The organism is Limnohabitans sp. (assembly GCF_038134685.1).
In the GTDB taxonomy this organism is placed as follows: domain Bacteria; phylum Pseudomonadota; class Gammaproteobacteria; order Burkholderiales; family Burkholderiaceae_C; genus Limnohabitans_A.
Genome location: NZ_JAYPVP010000014.1, coordinates 25884 through 42011, shown reverse-complemented (window position 1 = coordinate 42011; position 16128 = coordinate 25884). Strand labels below are relative to the sequence as shown.

Annotated in this window: 17 protein-coding genes; 13 read left to right on the top strand and 4 right to left on the bottom strand. The window is 61.9% G+C overall.

What is annotated here, in order from left to right; translation table 11 throughout:
• Positions 1-10 precede the first annotated feature (10 nt).
• A complete protein-coding gene (locus AAFM15_RS07705) occupies positions 11-1486 on the bottom strand; it encodes a deoxyribodipyrimidine photo-lyase (RefSeq protein ID WP_341686130.1) in 1476 nt (491 codons plus the stop codon).
• A gap of 31 nt (positions 1487-1517) precedes the next feature.
• Between AAFM15_RS07705 and AAFM15_RS07700 the strand changes: the two genes are divergently transcribed.
• From AAFM15_RS07700 to AAFM15_RS07665, 8 genes are all read left to right on the top strand, one after another.
• A complete protein-coding gene (locus AAFM15_RS07700) occupies positions 1518-2120 on the top strand; it encodes a YqgE/AlgH family protein (protein ID WP_341686129.1) in 603 nt (200 codons plus the stop codon).
• On the top strand, positions 2117-2518 hold the full coding sequence (ruvX, locus tag AAFM15_RS07695; RefSeq protein ID WP_341686128.1) for a Holliday junction resolvase RuvX: 402 nt from the start codon (positions 2117-2119) through the stop codon (positions 2516-2518). Before AAFM15_RS07700 ends, ruvX begins: the two co-directional genes overlap by 4 nt.
• Positions 2515-3012 (top strand): bifunctional pyr operon transcriptional regulator/uracil phosphoribosyltransferase PyrR, encoded by a 498-nt coding sequence (gene pyrR / locus AAFM15_RS07690; RefSeq protein WP_341686127.1) that lies wholly within the window; start codon positions 2515-2517, stop codon positions 3010-3012. The genes ruvX and pyrR overlap by 4 nt, the downstream gene beginning before the upstream one ends.
• A 21-nt stretch (positions 3013-3033) precedes the next feature.
• On the top strand, positions 3034-3999 hold the full coding sequence (locus tag AAFM15_RS07685; RefSeq protein ID WP_341686126.1) for an aspartate carbamoyltransferase catalytic subunit: 966 nt from the start codon (positions 3034-3036) through the stop codon (positions 3997-3999).
• The gene (locus AAFM15_RS07680; protein WP_341686125.1) at positions 3996-5291 is read left to right on the top strand and encodes a dihydroorotase; all 1296 of its coding nucleotides are present in this window, start codon (positions 3996-3998) and stop codon (positions 5289-5291) included. Before AAFM15_RS07685 ends, AAFM15_RS07680 begins: the two co-directional genes overlap by 4 nt.
• 11 nt (positions 5292-5302) lie before the next feature.
• Complete coding sequence (locus AAFM15_RS07675) at positions 5303-6052, top strand: lysophospholipid acyltransferase family protein (protein ID WP_341686124.1); 750 nt, start codon at positions 5303-5305, stop codon at positions 6050-6052.
• Between the two features lie 71 nt (positions 6053-6123).
• The gene (locus AAFM15_RS07670) at positions 6124-6456 is read left to right on the top strand and encodes a metalloregulator ArsR/SmtB family transcription factor (RefSeq protein WP_341686123.1); all 333 of its coding nucleotides are present in this window, start codon (positions 6124-6126) and stop codon (positions 6454-6456) included.
• A 75-nt stretch (positions 6457-6531) separates the two neighbouring features.
• Positions 6532-6942 (top strand): DsrE family protein, encoded by a 411-nt coding sequence (locus AAFM15_RS07665; RefSeq protein WP_341686122.1) that lies wholly within the window; start codon positions 6532-6534, stop codon positions 6940-6942.
• Positions 6943-6973: 31 nt separating this feature from the next.
• Here the strand turns inward: AAFM15_RS07665 and AAFM15_RS07660 are convergent, their stop codons facing one another.
• Entirely contained in the window at positions 6974-8083 is a 1110-nt protein-coding gene (locus tag AAFM15_RS07660) for a YeeE/YedE family protein (RefSeq protein ID WP_341686121.1), read from the bottom strand.
• Positions 8084-8175: 92 nt separating this feature from the next.
• Complete coding sequence (locus tag AAFM15_RS07655) at positions 8176-9246, bottom strand: YeeE/YedE family protein (protein ID WP_341686120.1); 1071 nt, start codon at positions 9244-9246, stop codon at positions 8176-8178.
• A gap of 84 nt (positions 9247-9330) precedes the next feature.
• Here AAFM15_RS07655 and AAFM15_RS07650 point away from each other — a divergent pair, with 84 nt between their 5' ends.
• Both AAFM15_RS07650 and AAFM15_RS07645 read left to right on the top strand, forming a co-directional pair.
• The gene (locus AAFM15_RS07650) at positions 9331-9816 is read left to right on the top strand and encodes a hypothetical protein (RefSeq protein WP_341686119.1); all 486 of its coding nucleotides are present in this window, start codon (positions 9331-9333) and stop codon (positions 9814-9816) included.
• Between the two features lie 151 nt (positions 9817-9967).
• Positions 9968-10600 (top strand): Crp/Fnr family transcriptional regulator, encoded by a 633-nt coding sequence (locus AAFM15_RS07645; protein ID WP_341686118.1) that lies wholly within the window; start codon positions 9968-9970, stop codon positions 10598-10600.
• Here the strand turns inward: AAFM15_RS07645 and AAFM15_RS07640 are convergent.
• Positions 10590-11546: a LysR family transcriptional regulator gene (locus AAFM15_RS07640; RefSeq protein WP_341686117.1), complete on the bottom strand. Its 957-nt coding sequence runs from the start codon at positions 11544-11546 to the stop codon at positions 10590-10592. The genes AAFM15_RS07645 and AAFM15_RS07640 overlap by 11 nt on opposite strands.
• Before the next feature lie 108 nt (positions 11547-11654).
• Here AAFM15_RS07640 and AAFM15_RS07635 point away from each other — a divergent pair, with 108 nt between their 5' ends.
• From AAFM15_RS07635 to AAFM15_RS07625, 3 genes are read left to right on the top strand one after another with little or no spacing between them, the layout of a single operon-like run.
• The gene (locus AAFM15_RS07635) at positions 11655-13034 is read left to right on the top strand and encodes a ribulose-bisphosphate carboxylase (protein WP_341686116.1); all 1380 of its coding nucleotides are present in this window, start codon (positions 11655-11657) and stop codon (positions 13032-13034) included.
• A gap of 36 nt (positions 13035-13070) precedes the next feature.
• Positions 13071-13850, top strand: a complete 780-nt coding sequence (locus AAFM15_RS07630; RefSeq protein WP_341686115.1) for a CbbQ/NirQ/NorQ/GpvN family protein — start codon at positions 13071-13073, stop codon at positions 13848-13850.
• Complete coding sequence (locus tag AAFM15_RS07625) at positions 13825-16125, top strand: VWA domain-containing protein (protein ID WP_341686114.1); 2301 nt, start codon at positions 13825-13827, stop codon at positions 16123-16125. Before AAFM15_RS07630 ends, AAFM15_RS07625 begins: the two co-directional genes overlap by 26 nt.
• Positions 16126-16128: the final 3 nt, after the last annotated feature.

Sequence of the window (16128 nt, the reverse complement as noted above, 5' to 3'; positions counted from 1 at the left end):
AGCCGCCTGATCAGGCGGCTTTTTTCTTGACGACGGCGTAGCGCTCCAGGGTTTTTTCGCGGGCCTCTGCATGGTCCACGATCGGACGAGGGTAGGTTTTGCCCAGTTCGACGCCTGCAGCCTGCAGCTCCAGTGCGCCAGCCAGCCAGGGCGCGTGGATGGCCTTGACCGACAGGCCTGCCAGCTCGGGCAGGTAGCGGCGTATGAATTTGCCTTCGGGGTCGAACTTTTCGCTTTGGCTGACCGGGTTGAAGATGCGAAAGTAGGGCTGTGCATCGCAGCCGCTGGAGCTGGCCCACTGCCAGCCGCCGTTGTTGGCCGAGAGGTCAAAATCGTTGAGGTGTGTGGCGAAATATTTTTCGCCCCAGCGCCAGTCCACCCCCAGGTCTTTGCACAAAAAGCTGGCCACGACCATGCGCAGGCGGTTGTGCATGTAGCCGGTCTGGTTGAGCTGGCGCATGGCCGCGTCCACCAAGGGGTAACCGGTGCGGGCCTGGCACCAGGCGTCAAACAGTTTGTGGCCGTGCGAGCCATGGTCCCAATGGATGGCGTCGTAATCGCGCTTGAAGCTCTCGCCTGCGCCCACGTGCGCAAAGTTGGCCAGCACCTGCACATAAAAGTCGCGCCAGATCAGCTCCGACAGCCAGACCGCTGCGCCAGCGCTGCCCGCCAGACTGCGTTCGTGCGCCATGCGGGCCAGTTGCCGGATGGACACGGTGCCAAAACGCAGATGGGTGCTCAGGTAGCTGGGGCCCTTCAGGCTGGGGTAGTCGCGGGTGCGGTCATAGGCGTCGATACGCGCGGCAAAGTCTTGCAGCAGGGTTTGGCCGCCGCGTTCGCCGCAGGGCAAATGCAGGGTGTGCAGGTTGCTGGGCTCAAAGTCCAGGTCGCTCAAGGTGGGCAGGGTTGACGGCCACTGTGCCGGGCGTGCGGCGAGCCGGTTCAGGTCGCGTTCGCTGGGGTAGGCCTTGAGGTAGAAGTCGTTGACCTTTTTGAGCCAGGCGTTTTTATAGGGTGTGAACACCGAGAACGCGGTGCCCGCTTGAGTCATGATTTCCTGGCGCTCGAAAATCACATGGTCTTTGCAGGTGTGCAGCGAGATGCCGTGGTCGGCCAGGTGGCCTCGGACCTTGTGATCCCGTGCCTGGGCCAGAGGTTCGTCGTCATGGGCGCAAAACACGGCCTGCACGCCCAGTTGTTGCGCCAGGGCAGGCAGGGTCCGGCTGGCCGGGCCATGCAGAGCCAGTAGTCCGGTATCGTCACGCTTGCTGACAGTCCTCAGGTTTTGGTCCAACTCGGTAACAGCTGCATGGATAAAGTCCACGCGCCGGTCCTGCCGGGGCAGGAGGTCGAGAATCTCGGTGTCAAACACAAAGGCCACGTGCACCCGTTGGCAGTGGCGCAGGGCCAGGTACAGCGCCGAATTGTCGTGAAGGCGCAAATCGCGTCTGAGCCAGACCAATCCCGAGGTGTAAGAGGCTGTCATAGGTGAGGAGGGCTCCCGTTAAAATCCGTGCATGACCGCTGATTCTGCCTCCATTGACCTGACGCATCATTTTTTGATCGCCATGCCCACATTGGAGGATTCGCTTTTTGCCCGATCGGTGGTGTACATGTGCGAGCACAACGCCCATGGGGCCATGGGACTGATCATCAACAAGCCCACCGAGCTGAACTTGGCACAACTGTTTGCGAAGTTGGATTTGCCCTTGCATCGCGAGGACCTGCGCGATGCGCCAGTGCTTCACGGCGGCCCTCTGCAACCCGAACGTGGTTTTGTGCTCCACGAGCCCATGGCGATTCCGGTTTCCGCAGACGAGCAAGCACCTTTGTATGCCTCAACCTTGAAAGTCAAAAACGGCCTGGAGTTGACCACCTCACGCGATGTGCTCGAAGCCCTTGGTGGTGGAGGCGGTCCTCGCCAAGTGGTCATGACCTTGGGCTACGCTTCCTGGGGGGAGGGACAGCTGGAATCCGAATTGGCCGAAAACGCCTGGCTGACCGTACAGGCCGATCCTGCCACCGTGTTTGAGGTGCCGCTGGCGCAACGCTACGATCATGCGCTGGGTTTGCTGGGCCTGAAAAGCTGGATGCTGTCATCCGAGGCGGGTCACGCATGATGGATGTGCCAAACACCCAGCAGATGTTTCTGGCGCTGGACTATGGTCTCAAGCGCACCGGGGTGGCCGTAGGTAACCGCATGTTGCGCACCGCCACGCCGCAAGGCACGATTGCAGCAGAAGGCGATGCGCGGTTTGCCAAAATTGCCGAGCGACTGAAAGAGTGGCAGCCCGACGCGCTGGTGGTGGGCGTGCCCACGCACCCCGATGGCGGCGAACACGAAAACACCTTGCGCGCCCGCAAATTTGCCCGCCAGCTGCGCGGCCGCTTTGGCTTACAGGTGCATGAAGTGGATGAACGCTACACCACCACCGAGGCACATAGCCTGGGTGCGCGTGATGCGGACGCTGCCGCGGCAGCCATCATCCTGGAACAGTTTTTAAGGAGTTTGCCGTGAGTGCTTTGGCCCTGAATGCAGAGGCGTTGTACCAGGAGTTGCTGGCCGGTGTTCGGCGCATGAGTCATGCGAACACACGCCTTGTTGGCATCACCTCGGGTGGGGCCTGGTTGGCCGAGCGTTTGCAACGCGACCTGGGTCTGGCCGGTGAGCCCGGTCAAGTGTCCTCAACCATGCACCGCGACGACTATGCCCAGCGTGGCCTGTCCAGCGGAGGCCAAACGCTGCTGCCTTTCGAGGTGGATGGCGCCGACATTCTGGTGCTTGACGATGTGCTTTACACCGGCCGCACCCTGCGCGCTGTGCTCAACGAGATTTTTGACTACGGCCGCCCACGCCAGGTGCAACTGGCCGTGCTGGTCGACCGTGGCGGTCGCCAGCTGCCGGTGCAGGCCGATTTTGCGGCGGCACGCGTCAGCCTGCCCGACACCCAAACCCTGTCGCTGGCCCGGGATGAAGCCGGTGCTTTCAGTTTCCAGGTGCAAACCCGATGACGGCCGTGGCCTGAGGTGAACATGCTTTACAAACGCAACAACCCCCAACTCAACAAAAACGGCGAGCTGATCCATCTGCTCTCCACTGAGGGTCTGTCCAAGGACATCCTCACCCACATCCTGGACACGGCGGCCAACTTCGTCAGCGTCAACGACCGCGAAGTCAAAAAGGTGCCGCTGCTGCGCGGCAAAAGTGTGTTCAACCTGTTCTTCGAGAACAGCACCCGCACCCGCACCACCTTCGAGATTGCGGCCAAGCGCCTGTCGGCAGACGTGATCAACCTTGACATTGCGCGCTCCTCGGCCAGCAAGGGCGAGAGCCTGCTCGACACCATTGCCAACCTGAGCGCCATGGCCGCCGATATTTTTGTGGTGCGCCACAGTGAGTCGGGCGCCCCCTACCTGATCGCCCAACATGTCGCCCCGCATGTGCATGTGGTCAATGCTGGCGATGGCCGTCATGCCCACCCCACCCAGGGCCTGCTGGACATGTTCACCATCCGGCATTACAAGAAAGATTTTTCCAACCTCACCGTGGCCATCGTGGGCGATGTGCTGCACTCGCGCGTGGCCCGCTCGGATATCCATGCGCTGACCACCCTGGGTTGTGCCGAAGTGCGTGTGGTGGGCCCCAAAACTCTGGTGCCAGCCGATATGGCGCAGATGGGGGTGCGAGTGTTCAACAACCTGGAAGAAGGCATCAAAGGCTGCGATGTGGTCATCATGCTGCGCCTGCAAAACGAGCGCATGAGCGGTGCGCTGCTGCCCTCCAGCCAGGAATATTTTGAGAGCTTTGGCCTCACACCCGAGAAGCTGCAACTGGCCAAGCCCGATGCCATCGTCATGCACCCCGGCCCGATCAACCGCGGCGTAGAAATCGACTCTGCCGTGGTCGATGGACAGCAAAGCGTGATCCTGCCGCAGGTGACCTTTGGCATCGCGGTGCGCATGGCGGTGATGAGCATTGTTGCGGGGAATGAAGCATGAAAATCCTGATTCAAAACGGTCGTGTGATCGACCCCGCCAGCGGTCTGGACAAAGTGACCGATGTGGCCATTGCTGCAGGCCGAATTGTCGGCATCGGGCAAACGCCCACCGACTTCGTGCCTAACCGCACGGTGGATGCCAAAGGCTGCATCGTGGCGCCCGGCCTGGTGGATTTGGCCGTGCGCCTGCGCGAGCCGGGTCATGAGCATGAAGGCATGCTCGAGTCCGAAATGGCCGCCGCGGTGGCCGGTGGCGTGACCAGCCTGGTCTGCCCGCCTGACACCGACCCGGTGCTCGACGAGCCCGGTCTGATCGAAATGCTGCGCCACCGCGCCGAGAAATTGCACCAGTCGCGCGTGTTGCCCTTGGGCGCATTGACGCGTGGCCTCAAGGGCGAAGTGCTGACTGAAATGGGCCAACTGACCGAGGCCGGTTGCGTGGGGTTTTCGCAAGCCGAAGTGACGCTCGCCAACACCCAGGTCATGCAGCGCGCCTTCCAGTACGCCAGCACCTTTGGCTACACCGTCTGGTTGCGGGCGCAAGACCACTTCCTGGGCAAAGGCGTGGCCGCCAGTGGCCCGTTGGCCACGCGCATGGGCTTGTCGGGCGTGCCGGTCATGGCCGAAACCATTGCCCTGCACACCATTTTCGAGTTGATGCGCTCGACCGGTGCTCGCGTGCATCTGTGCCGCATCAGCAGCGCGGCGGGCGTCGAGCTCGTGCGCCAGGCCAAGGCCGAAGGCCTGAAGGTCTCGTGCGATGTCAGCATCAACTCCCTGCACCTGACCGATGTGGACATGGGTTACTTTGACAGCCGTGCCCGTCTGAACCCGCCGCTGCGCCAGCAGCGTGACCGCGACGCGCTGCGCGCTGCCTTGGCCGATGGCACCATCGATGCGTTGGTGTCCGACCACACCCCGGTGGATGAAGATGCCAAAGCCCTGCCTTTTGCCGAAGCCGAGCCCGGTGCGACCGGGGTCGAGCTGCTCTGGAGTCTGGCCCTGAAATGGGGGCAGGAACAAGGCGTGCCGCTGGTCAAGGTGCTTGAATGCCTGACAGCGGCGCCGGCAGCCCTGCTTGACGGCGCGGTCAAACACCTTCAGGGCGCCTTGGGGCGCTTGGAGGTGGGCGGCATGGCCGATGTGGTGCTGCTGAGCGAACAGGGTCATTGGGCGGTGCAAGCCCAGTCCTTGCGCAGCCAGGGCAAGAACACGCCCTTTGAAGGCTACGAGCTGCCCGGACGTGTGCGCATGACCGTGGTAGGTGGCCATATCGCCTTCGAGGCGAACTGAGGGCGGCCACCATGCGCCGCGACCTGGTGGCCAGCTGGCGTTTGATGCGCGGAGCGGCCCATGTGCTGCGCGGCTGGTGGACGGTGCGGGTGCGTTTTCCAGGATGGTCTGAAGCCCAGCGCGAGCAAGCGGTGCAAGCCTGGGCCCAACGACTGCTGCAGCTTTGGGGCATTGAACTGCACACCCAGGGGCAGGCGCATCAGCAGGGAGCTGCCTTGCTGGTCAGCAACCATATTTCCTGGCTGGACATCGTGGTCATGCATGCCAGTCGACACTGCCGCTTTGTCTCCAAGTCCGATATTCAACGCTGGCCCGTGGTGGGCACCTTGGCCACCAGTGCCGGGACTCTTTACATTGAACGGCGCAGTCGCCGCGATGCCCATCGTATGGTGCGAGACGTTGGCGAGGCCATGCGCAAAGGCGATGTGGTGGCTGTTTTTCCCGAGGGAACGACCAGCAATGGTCTGGATGTCTTGCCCTTTCATGCCAACCTGATCGAGGCCGCCTTGCTGGCGCAGGCGCCAGTGCAACCCCTGGCCTTGCAGTTCGTGGACAGGCATTCCGGTCAACCCTCACGAGCGGTGTGTTACATCGAAGACGATACCTTGATCGGTTCGGTCTGGCGCACCTTGCGTTCGCCGGGCATTGTGGCCAGGGTGTACTGGGGGTGTGCCGAGCAGGACCAGGGGCGGGATCGACGCCGATGGACCGCAGATCTGCGTCAGGAGGTTGTGCGCCTGCGACAACAGTCATCTTTGTAAGGGCCTGTTTGGCCCTCCTCTTCAAATCAGGGACAATTCAAGACTTTCTTGTCATCCACGAGAGCGCCACCATGGTCAAACAGGCCAAAGCCCCCGCTGAAGACGCTGCCATCGCAGAGTCCGAAGAGGTTTTCGAAAAAGCTGCCGAAATGTTCCGGGTCATGTCGGCCCCGATGCGTCTGCGCATCGTCAGTGCCCTTTGCAACGGCGAAAAAAACGTCGGTGAGCTGATCGCCGAGGTCAACACCACGCAGCCCAACATGTCTCAGCACCTCAATACCCTTTACCAGGCCGGGGTCTTGGGCAAGCGTCGCGACGGTGTGCAGATTTATTACCGCATCATCAACGAGCGTGTGGTCACTCTGTGCCGTGCGGTGTGCGTTCAAATCGCCTCTGAAATGTAAGGTGCTTCGGTCGCGGGTTTTTACTGTGACGAAAGTGCTGAGGTGTTCCTACCATTTGTCCATAAGGAGTGACTTATGAAGAAACTGTTTTTGCTGTCGGCTGGTTTGTTGGCCACAACCCTGTCTTTTGCCCAGATCAAAGTGGCGTACCACTTGACCGATGGCCTGCCTCAGGCTGCCAGAGCCATGAACAACATTCGCAACCACCTCAATGCGGATCCCACGGCCAAGATCGTCGTGGTGACCCATGGCAGCGGCATTGATTTCCTGCTTGACGGTGCACAGGCACCCAACGGTTCTCCCTTTGCAGGCAATGTCAGTGACCTGGCCAGCAAGGGCGTGGAGTTTCGGGTGTGCAACAACACCCTGGTCTCGCGCAACATCAGCAAAGACAAGCTGGTGATGGAGGCAGTGGTGGTGCCCTCTGGCGTGGCCGAGGTGGCCAAGCTTCAGGCCAACGAACGTTTCGTTTACCTCAAGCCCTGAGCGTTCTTGATTGACACGACCTGTCGCGTGCTCAAGGCACGCGCAGGCCGTTTCCGGGATCGATGTTCACAGGGTGCTGATGAGGCTTATGTTCAGTGCTGTCCATCAGACGATCCGTCAGGCCTGCGCCAATCCACATACCGACCAAACTGAGCCAGGCGGTGATCGCAAAAATCGAGCCGCCCGTCACGCCCGCACCCACAGCGCAACCCCCCGCCAGCATGGAACCAAAGCCCATGAAGATGGCGCCCACAATGTAGCGGCGCATGCTGTAGCCGTCCTTGAAGCCTTCCAGCTTCCACTCGCGTCCCAAGACAGCCCCCAGGAATGAGCCCAGAAACACACCGGGCATCAGACCAAACCCAAAGTCCAGACCAGGCGCTGGCCATTTCACCACGCGCATCAGCCAGTCTGCCGAAGGGCCGCTGAATGTCACGCCCTGGATTTGGGCTTCGCCAAATGTTTCAGTGGCGACCCACTGCGTCAGGCCCCAGGCCAAGGCCACGCTCAGGCCGGTGCCGATGCCTCCAATCCACATCCAGAAGCTGCGTTTGGGGCTGTACCAGGCAAAATACAAAGCGGCCAGCAGCCAGATGCCACCCATGGCCAGTCCAAAGCCATGGCCCACACCCAAACGGGCCAAAAGGTCACGCGAGGGGCCACCCTCTACAAGCCACCAGCTGCTGATTTCAAGGCGCAAGGGAGACAAAGCCCCCGACAAGGCGGACTGAGCCGCCACGGCAAAAATCAGCCCCGAGAGCAGGGCGCGCAAATTGCCATTGGCCGACAGCACCAGCAGGCGACTGGCGCAACCGCGGGTCAGAATCATGCCGGCACCAAAAATCAGGCCACCCACCAGCGCGCCGGACAGACTGCCGGTGCTGGCAATCTGGCGTGCCGAGCTGGTGTCCAGCCAACCCAGCAGGATCATGGCCTGTACGGCAATCACGGCGGAAGAAAATGCCAGCAGCCAGACGATCAGCTTTTCGCCGAATTTGCGGTGCCAGAACTCGATGACAGCTGCCCGCAGGCAAAACTTGGAGCGTTGCCCCATGAAACCAAACATCAGCCCTGCGCCAGCTCCAGCGACCGCCAGCACCCAATCGTGTCCGTAGGATTCCACCCATTGCGCCATGGACATGGCCTGCTCCATTCGTCTATCCGTGAATACGGATGCAATCGTACGCGCGTGGTGCTGACGTCAGATTGACGTACCTCAAGATTTGATGGGTCTCAAACGGACCAGCCTAAGGCTTTGTGTGCCCGCCAGGTCAGGGCGGCCCCCAGCCAGATGGAGAGCAGGGTCAGCCAGGCGCTCACGGCAAAAATGGAGCCCCCGCTCATGCCGGCGCCGATCGTGCACCCTCCCGCCAGGACCGCACCAAATCCCATCAAGACGGCGCCGATCATGTAATGGCCCAAGCGGTTTTCAGTCTTGAAGCCTTCGAACTTGAAGTCACGCCCCAGCAGTGCCCCCAAAAAGGCCCCTGCAAAGGTGGCCGGCAACAAACCACTCTCGAAGCCAAAGCTGGCGGCGCTGTCGCTGGAAAGCACGCGCATGAGCCACTCGGCCGACGGGCTGCTGTAGGTCAGACTTTGCACGGCAATGGCTTCAAAGGACTGGCTCGCCACCGCCTGGGTAAAGCCCCAGGCCAGCGCCACGCACAAGCCCGCGCCCGAGGCCATGAGACCCAAGCCCCAGCGGCCACGGTGGTGCCGTGAAAACAGCACGAGTGCGGAAACCAGCATGAGCAGACCCACAACAGAGCCCATCCAAGGCGCAGCGCCCAGCAAATGAAGCACGTTTCTATCCGGGCCGGGGTCGACCTGCCATAGTCCTGCCAAGCTGCGACGCAAGGGCGCCAGCCAGCCACCAATACTGGCCTGTACAGCGACGGCAAAAACCAGCCCGGCCAACAAGGCACGCAAATTGCCCTGGCCCGACAACACAATCATGCGACCTGCACACGCTTTGGCCAGCACCATGCCCATGCCAAACAACAAGCCCCCCAACACAGCACCCGAATAACTGCCGGGCTGGGCGATGAAGCGGCTGACCTCCGGCTGCAAGCCACCCATCAAAACCAGCAGCTGCACAGCCAGGACGGCAACGGCAAAGCCCAGCCACCACACGCTGGTGCGCAGGGCCGGTTGGCGCTCGCAGCATTCGAGCACGGCTGCGCGTGCACAATAACGCGAACGCTGCGCCAGCAGGCCAAACAGGAGACCAATCACCAAGCCGCCGATGGCCAGCACGTGACGGTCACCAAAGCGCTCGATCGAGCTTGCGAGAAATTCCATCATCACGAATAATTCAGTGTTTTCTTATATACAAAGTCTGCCTTTCAGGCAGCCCTCTATTGTCGGGGTTTTCAGGAAGGTTTGGGCATGAGCTTGGCTTTAGGCATTGAGCGTATGTGGCTTCGCCAATTCGGGCTTGCGGTGATGGGTGCCTTGTTTTGGACGGGTGTTGCACAAGCTGCCCCCGACGCTCCCTTGCCCGCCTCTGTTTCCCTGTCCAAGGAGCTGGCGCAAGCCCTGCAAAGACAAGAGCCCCTGGTCGTCATGGTCAGCTTGGAGAACTGCCCGTTTTGCCGCATTTCCCGTCGTAGCCACCTGAACCCGATGTGGAAGGCCGGGTTGCCCATTGTCCAGGTGGACATGCGTTCAAACGCCATGACCGAAGACTTTGTTGGCAAGAGCGTGACGCACGACCAAATGGCGCGGCGCTGGCAGACCAAAGTGGCGCCCACTTTGCTGTTCATTGGTCCCGGTGGCAAAGAGGTGGCCGAGCGCATGGAGGTAACCTATCTGCCGGATTTTTATGGCCCCTACTTGCAAGAGCGCCTGGCACAGGCGCGCAAAGCCCTTTGAGTCATGATGCAGATCAAGGCGTGATAAATTTCGACATCGCCCCAATATCGCCCAACCGGTGAACGAGTCAGAGGCACCCGTAGTGATACCCATCAAAATTGAATCCGCCTGGAAAGGTACATCCGACTGCCGCAGTTGCGGCATCCGTGACATGGTGCTTTTTGCAGACCTCAATGAGCAGGACTTCAGTCTGATCCATTCGCCGATTGACGACTTGTCTTTCCCCGCCGATCAAGTGCTTTACACCGAAGGCGAGCAGGCGCTGGGCTTGTTCACGCTGCGCAAGGGCATGGTCAAGCTGGTGCGTTCCACCAGCGATGGGCGCGAGCGCATCGTGCGTGTGTTGCGTCCCGGCGATGTGCTGGGCCTGGAAGCGCTGGCTACGTCGCATTACGACAGCGAAGCGGTGGCCCTGACCGAGGTGAGCGTGTGCCGCATTCCGCTGTCGGTGATCCACAACCTGTCGGCCAATTCACCGCGCATGCACATGCGCCTGATGCAAAAGTGGCAGCAAGCCCTCAAGGACGCGGATGACTGGCTGGCCGAGCTCAACTTTGGCACGGCTCGTCAGCGAGTGGCCGGGCTGGCCCTGAAAATGCGCGATCCGGATGCGCCCAAAACCACCTCGTTTTTTGCGCGCGACGACATGGGCGCCATGCTCGACCTCAAGCTTGAAACCGTCAGCCGCGAAATCAGCGCGCTGGTGCGTGACGGTGCCTTGACTCCGCTGGACAAGCAAGGCCGTCGCTATGAAATTTCCAACGAACGCTTGCTCATGGATTGACGCTTTCGTGCGCAGACAGGTCTGGCCACAAGGGCCCAAACCTGGCGGCTAGGTAGCCCTCTGCCTGCTCCAGCATGAAGTACCGAAAGGCCTCGGCTGCAGGCGAGAGCATTTTCGATTGGGTATGCACCACGTTCCAGGCGCGCACTACTGGTGCCCCCTTCACATCCAGCACATGAATGAGGCCTTGCTCAATTTCCAGTCCAATCGTGTGCAGCGACAAAAAGCCTAGCCCCAATCCGGCCATCACGGCTTGCTTGAGGGTTTCGTTGCTGTGCAACTGCATCTTCAAGCGCGGTTCCACATGGTGGTCTTCAAAAAACTTCTCCATGGCCACGCGCGTGCCTGAGCCGGGCTCGCGCACTATGAAGTCATAGGGACGCAAGTCTTCCAGCGTCAAAGGGCCACGCTCGACCAAAGGGTGGTCCGGCGCGCACACAAACACATGCGGATGCGCGGCGAAAGGTTCGGCGCGGGTTTGCAATTCTTTGGGCGGGCGGCCCATCACGGCAACGTCCACTTCGTTGGCCTGCAGCATGCGCACCAGCTGCTCGCGGTTGCCCATGGACAGGCGAATGTCTACACCCGTGTGCTTGCTGCGAAAGTCGGCCAGCATTTTCATCATGAAGTACTTGGCCGTGCTGACCATGCCGATGGTCAGCACCCCGGTCTCGGCGCGCTGCAGGCGTGCAGCCGCATCTTCGGCGTCCTTGACGGTGGCCAGAATCTTGCGGGCATAAACCAGCATGTATTCGCCCGCCGTGGTCAGGCTCACCTTCTTGCCCGCGCGCTCGAACAGGGGCATGCCCACATGGCCTTCAAGCTCCTTGATCTGCATGGTCACAGCTGGTGGCGTCAGGTGCAGGCTTTCGGCGGCGCGCACAAAACTAAGGTGGCGGGCGACCTCGTTGAACACCCGCAATTGGCGGAAGGTGGCGTTTTTCATTCAGCAATAAATTAATCAGACGTCTATTAATTTTGAATTTACCTTATCCAAGAAGATTTTTAAAGTCCGTACATCCCCTGATATCCAGGACCACTCAAGGAGACACACATGGACCAAAGCGCACGTTATTCAGACCTGAGCCTCAAGGAAGACGAACTGATCGCCGGTGGCGGTCACATCCTGGTCGCCTACAAAATGAAGCCCAAAAGCGGCCACGGCTACTTGGAAGCTGCCGCCCACTTTGCGGCCGAGTCGTCCACAGGCACCAACGTCGAGGTGAGCACCACCGACGAGTTCACCAAGGGCGTGGACGCGCTGGTCTACTACATCGACGAGGCCAGTGAAGACATGCGCATCGCTTACCCGATGGACCTGTTCGACCGCAACATCACCGACGGCCGCATGATGCTGGTGTCCTTCCTGACGCTGGCCATTGGCAACAACCAGGGCATGGGCGACATCGAGCACGCCAAAATGATCGACTTCTACGTGCCCCCTCGCGTCATCCAGCTGATGGACGGCCCCAGCAAGGACATCTCTGACCTCTGGCGCGTGTTGGGCCGCCCGATCCAGGATGGTGGCTACATCGCCGGTACCATCATCAAGCCCAAGCTGGGCCTGCGCCCCGAGCCCTTTGCCAAAGCCGCTTACGAGTTCTGGCTGGGCGGCGACTTCATCAAAAACGACGAACCCCAGGGCAACCAGGTCTTCTCGCCCATGAAGAAGACCATTCCTCTGGTCTACGACGCCATGAAGCGTGCGCAAGACGAAACCGGCCAAGCCAAGCTGTTCTCAGCCAACATCACAGCCGACGACCACTATGAAATGTGCGCCCGCGCCGACTTCATTCTCGAAACCTTTGGCCCTGACGCGGACAAAGTGGCTTTCCTGGTCGACGGTTATGTAGGAGGCCCCGGCATGATCACCACCGCCCGCCGCCAATACCCCAACCAATACCTGCACTACCACCGCGCTGGCCACGGTGCGGTCACCAGCCCCAGCGCCAAGCGCGGCTACACCGCCTTTGTGCTGGCCAAAATGAGCCGTTTGCAAGGAGCCTCCGGCATCCACGTTGGGACCATGGGCTTTGGCAAAATGGAAGGCGAAAACGACGACAAGATCATTGCCTACATGATCGAGCGCGACGAATGCCAAGGGCCGGTCTACTTCCAGAAGTGGTACGGCATGAAGCCCACCACACCCATCATCTCGGGCGGCATGAACGCGCTGCGCCTGCCTGGCTTCTTCAAAAACCTGGGCCACGGCAACGTCATCAACACCGCCGGCGGTGGCTCGTATGGCCACATCGACAGCCCTGCGGCTGGGGCCATCTCGCTGCGCCAGTCCTACGAGTGCTGGAAGTCGGGCGCCGACCCCATCGAATACGCCAAGCAGCACAAAGAGTTTGCGCGCGCCTTCGAGTCTTTCCCCAAAGACGCCGACGCGCTCTACCCCGGCTGGCGCGAAAAGCTGGGCGTGCACAAGTAAACCGCAACGTCGCAAGCACCCAAGTCAGGAGGCCGCATGTCCAAAGCCCCGCACTATTTGCCGCAAGGCGACGAAGTGGCTCTGTACCAGGCCGCCTACGCCGCGCGCCTGCCCGTCATGGTCAAGGGGCCCACGGGCTGCGGCAAGTCGCGCTTTGTCGAATACATGGCGCACCAGCTGGGCAAGCCACTGATCACCGTGGCTTGTAACGAAGACATGACCGCCTCCGACCTGGTGGGCCGCTACTTGCTTGACGCACAAGGCAGCCGCTGGGTCGACGGGCCGCTGACCCAAGCGGCCCGCATCGGCGCCATTTGCTACCTGGACGAAGTGGTGGAAGCGCGGGCCGACACCACGGTCGTCATCCACGCGCTGACCGACCACCGCCGCAGCCTGCCCATCGACAAAAAAGCCGAAACCGTGCAGGCACACCCGGACTTTCAGCTCGTCATCTCGTACAACCCCGGCTACCAAAGTGTGATGAAGGACCTCAAGCCCTCCACCAAACAGCGCTTTGTGGCCTTCGAGTTCGACTACCCCGAACAGGCGCAAGAAGTGGCCATCTTGCAAGGCGAAACCGGTATCGCCGCCGAACCTGCCGCCACGCTGGTGGCGCTGGCCCACATCGCCCGCAACCTCAAAGGCCACGGCTTGGTCGAAGGCGTGTCCACCCGTTTGCTTGTCTACGCCGCGCAGCTCATGGCGCAAGGCTTGGAACCCAAAGCCGCCTGCCGCATGGCGCTTGTGCGGCCCATCACCGACGATGCGGACATTCGGCAAAGCCTGGACCATGCCATTGAAGCCCTCTGGGCCTGATGCGCCCGACTTTGCCGACCCGCGCTGGCTCAGCGCCTGGCGCGAGCTGGACTGCCGCTTGCCCGGCGTACAAGCCGTGTTTGAAGCCTGCGCCGTCAGCACGCTGGAGCGGCTGACCGAAGCGCAGCAACACGGCCTGTGGGGCGCCGGCCGCCAGCTGGGCAAGATGGGCCGTGGGGGTGCGCCCGTCATGGCCTGGCTCACCCACTGGCCCGAGGTGGTGGTGCTCATCGGCGACGAGGCTTTGGACGATGTGATGGCCTTGGTCCACGCCATGAATCGCTCGCCCAACAGCGCCGCCATTGCGCCCATGCTGGGCAGCCTGGCCACCGCCGCCAAACGCCTGGGCGCGGCAGACGGTCTGCGCCAATACCTGCAGCTGGTGCAGCAGTTCATGCAGCAAACCACCGGCTCCATCCATGGTCACCAGCAAACCCTGCCCAGCCCCGGCCTGGTGCCGCTGCTGGAGCAAGTGCCGCGCTTGCTGCAACTGCTGTCGCTCGCGGGCCTGCGCCGCTGGGTGGAGCACGGCGCACGCGTGCACCGCCAACACCCCCAGCACCAGGCCGACTACTTTGGCCTGGTCAGCGACGACAGCATGGCCATGCTGCAACGCCAGCGCCACGGCACTTTGCTGGTCGATGTGCAGCGCACCTTGAACATGAGCCTGCAAGCGCTGTGCGAGCTGGATGTGCCGCTCGTACCCCTCACCTGCGAAGACGCTGGCGTGGGCCGCGTGTCACCCGCCTTGCAAAAAGACAACTCCACCACAAGCGACCACACCAGCCTTGGCCTGCCCGACGTGCTCGAACCCTTGCACGGTGTGGACGCGCTCACCCGCTACCGCCTCATGCTGCTGCACGCCGCAGGCCACCACGCATGGTCGGGCCAATGCGTGGCCGACAACTGGAGCCCCGCGCAGCGCCTGGCGGTGGAATGGTTTGAAGACGCCCGCATCGACCGCCTGCTGCTGCAGCGCTGGCCTGGCCTGCGTGCCCCCATGCTGGCCTTGCTGCCGCCGGTGCAAGAGGGCGCGTGTGATGAAGCGCACTTTGCCTGCCTGCGCCACCGCCTGGCCGTGTTCAACCGCGCCGTGCTGGACGCGGGTTTTGCGGTGCAAGACGCCACGTTGCAGGGATTTGTGCAAGCGTTTGAAGCCGCCTTGCAAGAAGGCGCTAACACCCCCACCATGGCCGAGCTGGCCCTGCGCTTTGTGGCCCGCACCCGCCGCCAAAGCGACCAGCGGCCCAGCGTGTTTTTTGAAGGCACGCAGCTCGACTGGCGCGACGACAACCGCCACCTCTGGCGCTTCATTGAAGACGGCGACGAAGAAGACACCCAATCCACCCCCCGCAGCGACGCCCCGCACGAGCTGCACAGCCTGCCCCCGCGCCTCTACCCCGAGTGGGACTGCCACAGCCAAAGCGAGCGGCCCGACTGGGTCAAGGTCTACGAATACCTGCACCCCAGCGGCCACGCCAGCGACATTGACCGCCTGCTGGACCAACACAGCGGCCTGCGCCGCCGCCTGCAAAAAGTGCTCGATGCCATGAAGCCCCAAGGCCGCGAACGCCTGCGCCGCCTGGAGCAAGGCAGCGAGCTCGACCTCGACCCGGCCCAACAAGCGCTGATTGACCTGCGCAGCGGCCACACGCCCGACGGCCGCGTGCAACAACACTGGCGCACAAACAGCCGCGACGTCAGCGTGCAACTCGTCATGGACCTTTCGGCCTCGCTGGCCGAGCGCGTGCCCGGCAGCGAACACACCGTGCTGCAAGTGAGCCAAGCCGCCGTGGCCATTTTGGGCTGGACGCTGGCGCAGCTGGGCGATGCGCTGGCACTGGGCGGCTTTCATTCCAACACCCGGCAAGAAGTGCGTTACATGCACCTCAAGGGTTTTAACGAGCCTTGGGGCGCAGAAGTCAAAGCGCGGCTGGCCGCCATTGAGCCCGCCTACTCCACCCGCCTGGGCGCCGCCCTGCGCCACGGCGCACGCCCGCTGGTGCAACGCGCCAGCAGCCGCAAACTGCTGCTGGTCTTGACCGACGGCGAACCCGCCGACGTGGACGTGAGCGACCCCGACTACCTGGCCCAAGACGCCCGCCAAGTCGTGCGCGAGCTGGAGGCCCAAGGCGTGTTTGTGTGGTGCATCCAGCTGCACCCCGCGCACGAAGAGAGTGTGCGTACCGTGTTTGGTGAGCACTACACGCTGGTGGACCGCATCGAGCGATTGCCGCAGGTTTTGGCAGGGTTGTTTTTGAGGTTGACGCGTTAAAAG

What these genes read in the sequence shown, in the direction of transcription:
- AAFM15_RS07640 (WP_341686117.1), bottom strand. Translation starts at nt 11,546, where the DNA reads ATGAAAAACGCCACCTTCCGCCAATTGCGGGTGTTCAACGAGGTCGCC.
- AAFM15_RS07680 (WP_341686125.1), top strand. Translation starts at nt 3,996, where the DNA reads ATGAAAATCCTGATTCAAAACGGTCGTGTGATCGACCCCGCCAGCGGT.
- AAFM15_RS07705 (WP_341686130.1), bottom strand. Translation starts at nt 1,486, where the DNA reads ATGACAGCCTCTTACACCTCGGGATTGGTCTGGCTCAGACGCGATTTG.
- AAFM15_RS07625 (WP_341686114.1), top strand. Translation starts at nt 13,825, where the DNA reads ATGCCATTGAAGCCCTCTGGGCCTGATGCGCCCGACTTTGCCGACCCG.
- AAFM15_RS07685 (WP_341686126.1), top strand. Translation starts at nt 3,034, where the DNA reads ATGCTTTACAAACGCAACAACCCCCAACTCAACAAAAACGGCGAGCTG.
- AAFM15_RS07645 (WP_341686118.1), top strand. Translation starts at nt 9,968, where the DNA reads ATGGTGCTTTTTGCAGACCTCAATGAGCAGGACTTCAGTCTGATCCAT.
- AAFM15_RS07630 (WP_341686115.1), top strand. Translation starts at nt 13,071, where the DNA reads ATGTCCAAAGCCCCGCACTATTTGCCGCAAGGCGACGAAGTGGCTCTG.
- ruvX (WP_341686128.1), top strand. Translation starts at nt 2,117, where the DNA reads ATGATGGATGTGCCAAACACCCAGCAGATGTTTCTGGCGCTGGACTAT.
- AAFM15_RS07670 (WP_341686123.1), top strand. Translation starts at nt 6,124, where the DNA reads ATGGTCAAACAGGCCAAAGCCCCCGCTGAAGACGCTGCCATCGCAGAG.
- AAFM15_RS07700 (WP_341686129.1), top strand. Translation starts at nt 1,518, where the DNA reads ATGACCGCTGATTCTGCCTCCATTGACCTGACGCATCATTTTTTGATC.
- AAFM15_RS07665 (WP_341686122.1), top strand. Translation starts at nt 6,532, where the DNA reads ATGAAGAAACTGTTTTTGCTGTCGGCTGGTTTGTTGGCCACAACCCTG.
- AAFM15_RS07675 (WP_341686124.1), top strand. Translation starts at nt 5,303, where the DNA reads ATGCGCCGCGACCTGGTGGCCAGCTGGCGTTTGATGCGCGGAGCGGCC.
- AAFM15_RS07660 (WP_341686121.1), bottom strand. Translation starts at nt 8,083, where the DNA reads ATGTCCATGGCGCAATGGGTGGAATCCTACGGACACGATTGGGTGCTG.
- AAFM15_RS07650 (WP_341686119.1), top strand. Translation starts at nt 9,331, where the DNA reads ATGAGCTTGGCTTTAGGCATTGAGCGTATGTGGCTTCGCCAATTCGGG.
- AAFM15_RS07655 (WP_341686120.1), bottom strand. Translation starts at nt 9,246, where the DNA reads ATGATGGAATTTCTCGCAAGCTCGATCGAGCGCTTTGGTGACCGTCAC.
- AAFM15_RS07635 (WP_341686116.1), top strand. Translation starts at nt 11,655, where the DNA reads ATGGACCAAAGCGCACGTTATTCAGACCTGAGCCTCAAGGAAGACGAA.